Source organism: Amylolactobacillus amylotrophicus DSM 20534 (genome assembly GCF_001434555.1).
GTDB lineage: Bacteria > Bacillota > Bacilli > Lactobacillales > Lactobacillaceae > Amylolactobacillus > Amylolactobacillus amylophilus.
Genome location: NZ_AZCV01000005.1, coordinates 15242 through 25874, shown reverse-complemented (window position 1 = coordinate 25874; position 10633 = coordinate 15242). Strand labels below are relative to the sequence as shown.

12 protein-coding genes and 1 pseudogene are annotated in these 10633 nt (G+C 44.5%); 12 read left to right on the top strand and 1 reads right to left on the bottom strand.

Annotation, left to right across the window (positions count from 1 at the left end; translation table 11 throughout):
* Positions 1-14: 14 nt before the first annotated feature.
* The 8 genes and pseudogenes from alaS to trxA all read left to right on the top strand — a co-directional run.
* Positions 15-2657 (top strand): alanine--tRNA ligase, encoded by a 2643-nt coding sequence (gene alaS, locus FC62_RS05790; RefSeq protein WP_056946460.1) that lies wholly within the window; start codon positions 15-17, stop codon positions 2655-2657.
* A 60-nt stretch (positions 2658-2717) separates the two neighbouring features.
* Positions 2718-2975: an IreB family regulatory phosphoprotein gene (locus tag FC62_RS05785; RefSeq protein ID WP_054745549.1), complete on the top strand. Its 258-nt coding sequence runs from the start codon at positions 2718-2720 to the stop codon at positions 2973-2975.
* Positions 2975-3406, top strand: coding sequence for a Holliday junction resolvase RuvX (gene ruvX, locus FC62_RS05780; protein WP_054745551.1), 432 nt, complete (start codon positions 2975-2977; stop codon positions 3404-3406). Before FC62_RS05785 ends, ruvX begins: the two co-directional genes overlap by 1 nt.
* On the top strand, positions 3406-3729 hold the full coding sequence (locus FC62_RS05775) for a DUF1292 domain-containing protein (RefSeq protein WP_054745553.1): 324 nt from the start codon (positions 3406-3408) through the stop codon (positions 3727-3729). Before ruvX ends, FC62_RS05775 begins: the two co-directional genes overlap by 1 nt.
* A gap of 127 nt (positions 3730-3856) precedes the next feature.
* Positions 3857-4195: a cell division protein ZapA gene (locus tag FC62_RS08010; RefSeq protein ID WP_075362775.1), complete on the top strand. Its 339-nt coding sequence runs from the start codon at positions 3857-3859 to the stop codon at positions 4193-4195.
* Between the two features lie 3 nt (positions 4196-4198).
* Positions 4199-4747 carry a CvpA family protein gene (locus tag FC62_RS05765; protein ID WP_054745555.1) on the top strand — a complete coding sequence of 183 codons (549 nt, stop codon included), beginning with the start codon at positions 4199-4201 and terminating at the stop codon, positions 4745-4747.
* A 41-nt stretch (positions 4748-4788) separates the two neighbouring features.
* Positions 4789-7149, top strand: a complete 2361-nt coding sequence (locus FC62_RS05760) for an endonuclease MutS2 (RefSeq protein ID WP_056946458.1) — start codon at positions 4789-4791, stop codon at positions 7147-7149.
* A 71-nt stretch (positions 7150-7220) separates the two neighbouring features.
* Positions 7221-7559 (top strand): annotated as a pseudogene (gene trxA / locus FC62_RS05755) (thioredoxin); the annotation flags it as partial.
* A gap of 69 nt (positions 7560-7628) precedes the next feature.
* Here the strand turns inward: trxA and FC62_RS05750 are convergent.
* A complete protein-coding gene (locus FC62_RS05750; RefSeq protein ID WP_054745557.1) occupies positions 7629-8036 on the bottom strand; it encodes a YslB family protein in 408 nt (135 codons plus the stop codon).
* 88 nt (positions 8037-8124) lie between these two features.
* On the opposite strand from FC62_RS05750, the gene murI reads away from it, so the two are divergent.
* The 4 genes from murI to FC62_RS05730 all read left to right on the top strand — a co-directional run bounded on the left by murI (position 8125) and on the right by FC62_RS05730 (position 10623).
* Positions 8125-8922, top strand: coding sequence for a glutamate racemase (gene murI, locus FC62_RS05745; RefSeq protein WP_056946453.1), 798 nt, complete (start codon positions 8125-8127; stop codon positions 8920-8922).
* Positions 8923-8954: 32 nt separating this feature from the next.
* A complete protein-coding gene (locus FC62_RS05740) occupies positions 8955-9575 on the top strand; it encodes an XTP/dITP diphosphatase (protein WP_056946451.1) in 621 nt (206 codons plus the stop codon).
* Positions 9568-10092: a metallophosphoesterase gene (locus FC62_RS05735; RefSeq protein ID WP_054745559.1), complete on the top strand. Its 525-nt coding sequence runs from the start codon at positions 9568-9570 to the stop codon at positions 10090-10092. The genes FC62_RS05740 and FC62_RS05735 overlap by 8 nt, the downstream gene beginning before the upstream one ends.
* A gap of 105 nt (positions 10093-10197) precedes the next feature.
* Complete coding sequence (locus FC62_RS05730) at positions 10198-10623, top strand: DUF948 domain-containing protein (protein WP_056946782.1); 426 nt, start codon at positions 10198-10200, stop codon at positions 10621-10623.
* Positions 10624-10633: the final 10 nt, after the last annotated feature.

Genomic DNA, 10633 nt, shown 5'->3' with positions numbered 1-10633 from the left:
GTGAAGGAGCAAGTATGAAGCAATTATCAAGTGCAGAAATCAGACAGATGTTTCTCGATTTCTTCAAAAGTAAGAATCATATGGTTGAACCAAGTTCATCACTCATCCCAAAGGATGATCCCACTTTGCTGTGGATTAATTCTGGTGTGGCCACGCTGAAGAAGTATTTCGACGGTTCAGTAATCCCGAAGAATCCACGGATTACGAATGCGCAGAAGTCGATTAGAACGAATGACATAGAGAATGTCGGTAAGACGGCGCGCCACCATACTTTCTTTGAGATGCTTGGGAACTTCTCTGTTGGTGATTACTTCAAGGAGGACGCTATTCCCTGGGCGTGGGAATTCTTGACCAGCCCTAAATGGCTTGATTTTGATCCGGCAAAACTTTATGTGACTGTTTACCCGAAAGATACAGAGGCTGCGCGGATCTGGCTTGAGAAGGTCGGCTTGCCAGAGGATCACCTCTTCAAAGTTGAGGATAATTTCTGGGATATAGGTGAGGGACCTAGTGGCCCCGACTCAGAGATTTTCTACGACCGTGGTCAGGAGTTTAATAATCTGAGCGAAGACGATGAAGAGAGCTATCCTGGTGGTGAAAATGAACGTTACCTGGAGATCTGGAATATTGTCTTCTCCGAATTCAATCACCTACCTGATGGAACTTACGTTGAGCAGCCACATAAGAATATCGATACGGGAATGGGCCTTGAACGCCTGGTTTCGGTCATTCAGAATGCGAAGACAAACTTCGAGACTGATCTATTCTTACCAATAATTCACGCAACGGAGGAGTTGGCCAGTGGTCCTAAGTATGGGAACGACCAAACCGCAGATGTATCATACAAAATCATTGCGGATCACGCACGGACTGTGAGCTTTGCCATCGGTGATGGTGCCTTGCCATCAAATGAGGGGCGGGGCTATGTCTTGCGGCGTTTGCTTCGGCGCGCGGCTCTTAATGGACAAAAGCTGGGTATAAAAGGTGCATTTTTGTACAAACTGGTACCAGTGGTTGGTGAAATAATGAAGTCTTACTACCCAGAGGTCTCAGAGCAGGCTGATTTCATTGCTAAAGTAATCAGGCTTGAGGAAGAGCGATTCCAGGAAACGTTGGCTGATGGATTAAGTCTCTTGAATAACCTGATTGAGGATGCAAAAGCGAGTGGGCAACAAGTAATCGCTGGACGAGATGCATTCAAGTTGTTTGATACATATGGTTTCCCGTATGAGTTGACCTTTGAATATGCGTCCGATGCCGGGCTGGCCGTCGATCAAGCGGCCTTTGAACAAGAGATGGCTGCCCAACGGGAACGGGCCCGTTCTGCACGGACTAAGGCACAATCCATGGGTTCACAGGATGAGACCTTGATGGCGCTGAAGGATAACAGTGAATTCGTTTACGGCACGTTCGAGATTGATGACGCCGAACTTTTAGAGATTGTAGTTAACGATCAGGTCGTTGACACAACGAACGCCGATCATGCTCAATTGATTTTCGACAAAACACCGTTCTATGCAGAAATGGGTGGACAAGTGGCCGATGTCGGACAAATTCTTGACGAGTCTGGCGAGGTAGTTGCTAATGTGACCGATGTGCAGCATGCGCCAAATGGTCAGAATCTCCACTACGTCGATGTGATTTTGCCACTTAAAAAGGGTGCGCGATATCAATTGAAGATTGACGCAGAGTTTAGAAGAAAAGTCCAGCGCAATCATACCGCTACTCACCTGTTGGATCAGGCGCTGCGGAATACGTTGGGGGATCATACACATCAAGCCGGATCCCTCGTTGAACCTACATACCTCCGCTTTGATTTCACTAGCCTTGAGCCAACTACGCCGGCCCAGCTCGTTGCGGTAGAGAAAATGATCAACGAAAAAATTTGGGCGCAAATTCCGGTTGAGACCACGATTACCGACCAGGAGACTGGCAGAAAGATGGGTGCTATCGCGTTATTCGGTGAGAAATATGGCGATGAAGTACGCGTGGTAGACATCGGCGGTTGGTCAATCGAGTTCTGTGGTGGAACTCATGTGGCGAATACCGGTGAGATTGGTTTATTCAAAATTGTGTCAGAGCAGGCGATTGGTGCCGGCACCAGGAGGATTGAAGCCATCACCAGTAAAGAGGCATTTGAATACTTGAACGAGCATTCGAACCTGTTACAACAGATTAAGGATGAGGTTAAATCGACGAAGGTCCAGGATGTGCCTGAGAAGGTGAACCAGTTACAAGTTGCACTAAAGTCGAGTCAAAAAGAGGCCGAGCAACTACAGGCGGAAATTAACCGCAGCAAGACCGGTGATATTTTCGATGACGTGCAGGAAGTTAACGGTCTGCAGGTGATTGCAAAGCAGATTGAAGTCACAAGCATGAACGATCTGAGACAGTTCGCTGATGATTGGAAGAGTCAAGGTAAGTCTGATGTTCTAATTCTGGCGGCAGCCATTGATGGTAAGGCAAACATGATTATTTCACTGAATGACCAGGCCTTAACAAGTGGTCTGAAAGCCGGTGCGATGATTAAGAGTGTTGCTGCAACCTTCGGCGGTGGCGGCGGTGGCCGACCAAACTTGGCCCAAGCTGGTGGTAAGAACCCCGCAGGTTTACCGGCTGCCATCACGCAAGCAATTAAATTAATCGAAGAAAACTAAAAATAATTGTTTTCATAAGGCGTTTACAGTAGAATGAACAATGAATGGGGAGGTATAGAAATGAGCTCATTAGATAAGACAATGCACTTTGATTTTAACGAGAATAAAGGCAAGAATGTGCATGATACACTTGCCGATGTTTATACTGCTTTGGAAGAGAAGGGCTATAACCCAATTAATCAAATTGTTGGTTATTTACTGTCTGGTGATCCCGCCTATATTCCACGGCATAATGACGCACGGAACATGATTCTGAAACATGAACGTGATGAAATAATTGAAGAACTAGTCAAGAACTATCTCGGTAAGTCGAAGTAATGCGCTTATTGGGGTTAGATGTCGGGTCCAAAACAGTCGGTGTTGCTGTCAGTGACCAGTTGGGTATTATTGCCCAGGGTGTTGAGATAATTCCGATTGATGAAGAGACCGAGAACTTCGGCATGCGCAGAATGAAGAAACTGGTCAGAGAATATGAAGTTGACGGTTTCGTAGTCGGCCTGCCGAAGAACATGAACAATACCGTTGGAGAGCGTGCTCTGAAGGCGGAAAGTTATGGCAAGCGGCTGGCAACTAAGTTTGGCTTACCTGTGTTCTACAACGATGAAAGATTAACGACCGTTCAAGCAGAGCGGATGCTAATTGAAGAGGGGAATGTCCGTCGCGAAGATCGAGAGCTCGTGATTGATAAGTTAGCGGCAACGCTCATCCTACAGAATTATCTCGACCAACAAAGAAATGGAGTAAATTAATGGCTGTTAAAATTAATGATCAGAGCAACCTACCCGAGGAAGATCGTCAAATTACTTTGGTTGACGAGAAGGGCAATGAAGAATTATTTGAAGTTCTCTTCACATTTTATTCTGACGATTATGAGAAATCATACGTCTTACTCTACCCAGCAGCGACTGTTGATGAAGAAGACGTGGAGATTCAAGCATTTAGCTTTGACGCGGATGAAGCAGGTGACGCAACAAGTGGTGACCTCCACGAGATTGAGACGGAAGCGGAATGGGACATGGTTGAAGGTGTCTTGAATACTTTCCTAGATGATGATCGTTTGAGTGGTGAGTAAGAAATGAGGACTAGTTACGACTAGTCTTTTTTTACGGATAAAAACTGTGGTCGCGTCAACATTCTAAAAGAGTTAGAATGTACTTATTCAGTAAATGTGTACTTGAGACAAATTTGATAGGTGTGCGATGCAGAAAAGAAGGTACAAGGCCAAAATTGGTGAGAAGAATTATATCATTGTCGGACCGGGTAGTGAGGAACATATGGCGGCCGTCACAAACTACCTCAATGAACAGCTGGCGCAGTTAAAACGTCTCTCGCCCGGAATTACCCTGGAAGAAGCAAGTGTCCTACTGGCATTCAATGCCGTGAGCACTTTCTTGAAACAGGATCGGGTCGATTCTGAGGATCACGCGCACGCACCAAAAAACACCCAGTGGGAGGACAAGCGTGACTCGGTGATCGATGGTGATCTATTCGACGATTCAAATGTCCCCGCAAAACTAACGAAGCAGGAATCAGACTAATACATGTTAAGTTTATTAATCATCATTACTTTTATCATCTTTGGCTATGTGGCGTACAGACGTGGGTTAATCTACCAGGGAGTCATCACAATCACATTTGTGGTCAGCTTTCTCTTAGCTGCACTTCTGTACAGATTGTTCATTCCACTCGTCTCGTTGTGGGTACCCTACCCCTCGGCAACTGCTGCAAGCAAATTTGTTTTCTTCTCGCAAACACTTGGATTAAACTTAGATAAAGCATTTTATGCCGGGATTGCCTTTTCCGTAGTACTCTTATTGATTTGGCTGCTAATAGGTATTTTGCTGAGGGGATTTGCTAAGTTACGGTATGTGGATATTGGTCTTCAACACAACCTAAGTAGTATTTTGGCAATAATTTTAGGCCTGATAGTTGCTGGAGCACTGATTAGCCTGGTACTGGCGTTGCTATCGATGATTCCGCTTGAAGGGGTACAACGGATGATTGAACACTCATTCTTGGCTAAGTTCTTAACTCGTGCCACATTCCCTTGGTCTGCTTTTTATACAAAACTATTTATTGGAATAATCTAAAAGACCACCATGGTCTTTTTTTAAGTTAGAGATTGGAAATTATGAACGAAAAAATATTAAATACACTGGAATTCGCAAAGATTCTAGACCGCTTAGCCGGACTAGCGGTGACCGATGCGGCAAAATTGCGTGCAAGGGCACTCATGCCGCAGACTGATTTAGAAGAAGTACGGTCTGCTATTAATGAGACGTTGGCGATGACAAATGTCCTGCGCGTAATGGGTAGTCTACCAATAGTGAACTTTCAAGACGTTGCGCCAGCAATTAAACGATTGAAGATCGGGGCAGAACTAAACGCCAATGAGTTAGGAAACATCTTACTTGTTCTGCGAATTGCAACTGATGTCAAACGCTTTTTAGCGGATCACGACGAGTTAGATTTATCAGCATTAGATCAACTGCAACAGGAGCTTGTGATTCCCGAAAAGTTGTACAAGAGACTGAAAGACTCATTGGAAGCTGATGGAACGATTCTAGATACAGCAAGTAGCGCACTGGGTTCAATTCGGCATAGCTTTGTCCGGATGGAAGCAAGCATTAAGCAGAAGATGGACAGCTATTTGCACGGCTCCGAGAGTAAATATTTAAGTGAGCAAATTATCACGATTAGAGACGAAAGATACGTCATTCCTGTCCGTCAGGAATACCGGTATAAGTTTGGCGGTGTGGTCCATGATCAAAGCGCCAGTGGTCAGACCCTATTTATTGAACCAAAGGGCGTCGTTGAGTTTAATAACTCGCTCCAGGAAATTGTGGCTCAAGAACGCGCTGAGGTGAAACGGATTCTGGCAGAATTATCGTCAATGGCGGGTGATTTCGTCACAGAAATTACGGTAACGACAGATGCACTAGTAGAACTAGATTTCTTGCAGGCAAAAGCCCGTTTGGCGGATCAAATGCGGGCCACGGAACCACAAGTTAATGACGCACATCAAATTAATCTGATTCAGGCAAGACATCCTTTGATTGACCCAAAGAAGGTTGTACCAAACGATATTAATCTCGGCCTGAAGTTCGACACGATGCTTATTACTGGCCCGAACACGGGTGGTAAAACAATTACTTTGAAAACTCTGGGTTTGCTCCAGTTGATGGCGCAGTCTGGCTTATTCATTCCGGCACACGAGAACAGTCAGGTCGGTGTTTTCACGGAAATTTTTGCGGATATTGGTGATGAGCAGTCGATTGAGCAGAGCCTGAGTACTTTCTCCTCGCACATGGACAACATCATTAAGATTCTTGCTCAAAATGACGAGGATAGCCTTGTTTTGTTCGATGAACTTGGCGCTGGAACCGACCCTGAAGAGGGAGCGGCGCTGGCAATCGCTATTCTGGATACGGTCAGGGCGAAACATAGTAAGGTTGCCGCAACCACCCACTATCCAGAGCTGAAGTTATACGGATATGACCGTAAGCGAACGACTAATGCTAGCATGGAGTTTGACTTAGCCACCTTGTCGCCGACATTTAACCTGCAAATAGGAATTCCTGGTCACAGTAATGCTTTCGCGATTGCGGAGCGTCTAGGGATGCCAAAAGCCATTGTAAAACAGGCACGTGGATTCATGAATAGTGATGATAGTGATTTGAACTCGATGATCACGAAATTGAATATACAGACAAAGGGAGCAACTCAGGCTAAGAAATTGTATGAATCAAGGCTTGAGCAGACCGTTAAACTACGGGATGAATTGACACAGGCACTCGAATTCTATCACCAAAGAGAGCAGAAACAGCTGGACGCCGCTAAGCAAAAGGCTGATGAGATCATTAGAAATGCCCAAGATAAATCAGATAAGATTATTGATCAATTACGAGCAGCACGCGACCAAGGGGCGGCAACGGTCAAGGATGATAAGTTAATTGCCGCAAAGGGTGCGTTGAATCAGTTACGTGATCAGAATCTGGCACACAATAGGGTATTGAAACGGGCGAAGAAACAGCAGCAGATTAAGGTGGGGAACGAGGTTAAGGTACTGAGTTACGGCCAGTTTGGTCAGGTAACACGGAAACTGTCTGATGCAGAGTTCGAGGTTCAGATTGGGGCCTTGAAGGTCAAAGTTAAAAAAGCCGATCTTGAAAAAACAAATCAAGTCGCAAAAACCGGCAAACAACCTGAACGCCAGATTTCACATACTAGTCCGCTTAAGAGAAGCAGTACATCCTCGAGCCTAGACCTACGTGGTAAGCGTTATGATGAGGCAATGACAGAGCTAGATCGTTATATTGATTCTGTGTTACTAGCAGGAATCGATAGTGCAACAATTATTCACGGTATCGGGACCGGCGCTATTAGACAGGGAGTACAGCAGTATCTGAAGCGAAATAAGCGCGTCAAGAGCTTCGGCTATGCGCCTGAAGGTTCAGGTGGTTCCGGTGCGACGATCGTCGAATTCAAGTAAGAAAGTTATTTAATCAGTACTCTGAGCAGTTAACTTGCAAAAAGTAAGCGACATGGTAGAATAAAAAATATACAAATGAAATAGATGAGGTAATAAAAATGGTTACAGAAGTAACAGATCAAAATTTCGTTGATGAGACAAGTGAAGGCGTTGTACTCACAGACTTCTGGGCAACATGGTGTGGTCCATGTAAGATGCAGAGTCCTGTTGTGGACAAGCTTGCCGAGGAAATGGACGAAGTGAAATTCGTTAAGATGGATGTCGATGAGAACCAAAAGACTCCCCAAGAATTTGGGATCATGGCAATTCCTACTTTGCTCATCAAGAAGGATGGAGAAGTCGTTGACAAACTCGTTGGTTACACACCAAAAGAGAAATTAATGGAAATCTTAAACCAATACACAGATTAATCAATATAAAGGCGTCAATTGACTTTTTGCCAATTGACGCCTTTTTTATGGTTGTTATGGATGTAGCGTTTAATCTTTCAAATCAATCACAACATCAATGGTAACGGTATGGCTCTTCTCATCGATAGTGAACTGGGACTCTGCAGTGTGGCCGTTCTCTAATGAGACTGTTTCGGCAATTAAACCTGCTTCTAAACTAAATTCTGTTGATTTAGCGGCAATTCTGTCCGTAACTACGGTCCCGGAAAGTTCAAATTGCAGCTTCTTAGGCTTAGTAGAAATCAATTTTAGTGTGCCAAAGCTGGCAATGGTGAAGAAGTCCGGGAGGTCTTTTACGTTATCGAGTTGATATTGCCTAGCTAGTTTCTTACCTGCCCAGTAGAGAATATCGCGATTATCTGAACCGAGAATGGTGGGTAATAAGAAATCACGGTAAAGTTGGTTCAGAAAATATGTTTGCTCTTCAGATACAGTCAATGTATTCACTCCTAAAATCACGTCTATAACTTGATATTTTACCCTAAATCCACAATAATAAAAACAGAAAGATGAAACTGGTGATATATTGGAAAATAGACCTATTGGATTACTCGACTCCGGCCTAGGTGGCCTGACTGTCGTGAGAAAAGTTATTGAACTAATGCCCGAGGAAAACTTGGTCTTTATTGCTGATCAGGCTCGTCTACCATACGGTGACCGCTCGGTAGCAGAAATTAAGGAATTTACGTGGCAGATGGTTCATTTTTTATTGAAAAAAAACGTTAAGGCAATTGTCTTCGCTTGCAACACGGCTACAGCCGCCGCTCTCGATGAGATTGCGCCGCAATTAGACATTCCGGTTATTGGTGTGATTCAATCAGGAAGCTTAGCAGCAACTAAGGTTACGCAAAACGGTCACGTGGGAATAATCGGGACGAGATCAACGATCGATTCAATGGCCTACGAGAGGGAAATCGGTTCTAGACTTGCAGGTGCCCAAGTAATGGGTCTCGCTACACCCAAACTGGTACCGTTGATTGAATCTGGTAACGAAGTGACGCCAATCAATCAGGAATTGGTGGATAGCTTACAACCATTTGCCGATAGTGATATTGACACTCTAGTGCTCGGATGCACCCATTATCCACTGATTGCGGAGCAGATTCAAAAGAATGTTTCAAGTGAAGTGCGGTTGGTTGATCCAGCAGATCAGACAGCGATCTACACCAGAAATGTTCTGCGCCAGAGAGGATTGCTCCGGACAGGCGACGATGTGGAGCGGGAGTATTTCACCACCGGTGAACCAACTCATTTTGCCCTAGTTGCCAAAAAGTGGTTACACGACCAGAATTTGACGGCAAACAAGGTCGTGCTAGATGCGTAGATATAAAGTGACTGTAAAGGAAATAATTTGAAATGAAAAAAGTATTGTTTGCCACGAATAATCCGGGAAAGATCCGAGAAATCGCTCCTGTTTTTGCAAAAATGGGCTATCAACTAATTACTAATCAGGATTTAACTAATCCGCCAGAGGTCAACGAAACAGGAAGAAGCTTCCAGGAAAATGCCACGTTAAAGGCTCATCAGCTGGCCAACTATTCTCAACTACCCACAATCGCGGATGATTCTGGCTTGATGGTTGATTACTTGAATGGTCAACCGGGTATCTATTCTGCTCGTTATGCCGGTGAGGGACATAACGATGCCCGTAATAATGCAAAGTTGCTGGCTGAACTGGGCGGTGTGCCGGAAGATAAGCGTACCGCAAGTTTCAAAACAGTGATTGTGTTTAGCTGGCCGGGAAAATTTGACGATGATTTGGTCGTGACCGGTGAAGCCAAGGGCACAATCTTGACTGTGCCAGAGGGTAGCGACGGTTTTGGCTATGATCCGCTGTTCTATGTCTCGGATAAGGGCAAAACCTTTGCTAGTATGACTGCGATGGAGAAAAACGAAGTTAGCCACCGTGGCAAGGCCATCCGTGCTTTAGTGGCTGCCTTACCCCAATGGTTGGAAAGTGTAGACGTAAATGAGTAAGTTATTGGTTGTGAGTGATTCACATGGTGATGACCAGATTCTAACAGCGCTAGCAAAGCGCTATGCGGGTGAGGTCGATGTGCTGATTCATGCCGGTGACTCGGAGTTTTACCCTCGGAATCCGCTGATCGCGGACTTTCAAATTGTTGTTGGGAACATGGATTATGGAACCGACTTTCCCGTTTCCATTAACTTAGATTTACCAGAAGCAAGGGTATTCGTGACCCATGGCCATAAATATAACGTGAACTTCGGCCTTAATACTATTTATTTAGCGGGACGAGAGCAGGATGCAGATATCATTATCTACGGGCATACACATCAACTGCTGACGATGATTGATTATGGCGTACTCATTGTTAATCCTGGCTCAATCAGTTTACCTAGGGGAGAATATGCGAGAATTGGTGGTACTTACGCCATAATCGATGTTGCTGCCGACTCGTTTCGGGTACAGTATTATACACGCGAATTTAAGCTGGTTGAAGAATTATCTTTCGAATTTCCCCGTCTATAAAATTACAAATTTATTTTTGAATCCGCTACGAATAAAATTGCGACTACGTTTGAATAATGCTAGACTTTAAATAATAGAAAAAATCTGGAGGATTTAATCATGGATATATCGCTTGGTGCACTAGCAGGACTAATTGCAGCCGTTGCATTTCTTATTTTAGTTTTATTTTTAATTCCAGTCTTGGTTAGGACTGCAAAGACCATGAAGGAAGTAAGCCGAACCGTTGCTACCACTAATAAGACGGTGGAGCAGGTGACTAACAATGTCGATGCCTTATCACAACAAGTCGAAGGTCTCCTGGTTAAGTCAAATACTTTACTGAATGACGTTAACGGTAAGGTTCAAACGCTTGATCCTGTATTCGTTGCTGCTGCTGACCTTGGTCAGAGCGTCTCTGATATTAACACGAGCTCTAAGAATATCGTTCATCGTGTGTCAGGTTTCAGCGGAACGGCTACGAAGGCTGGTGTTGCCGGTACGATTTTAAAAAAAGTGATGCCAAAGAAGAAAAATTCAGAAGAAGTTAAATAAGGAGAATGCA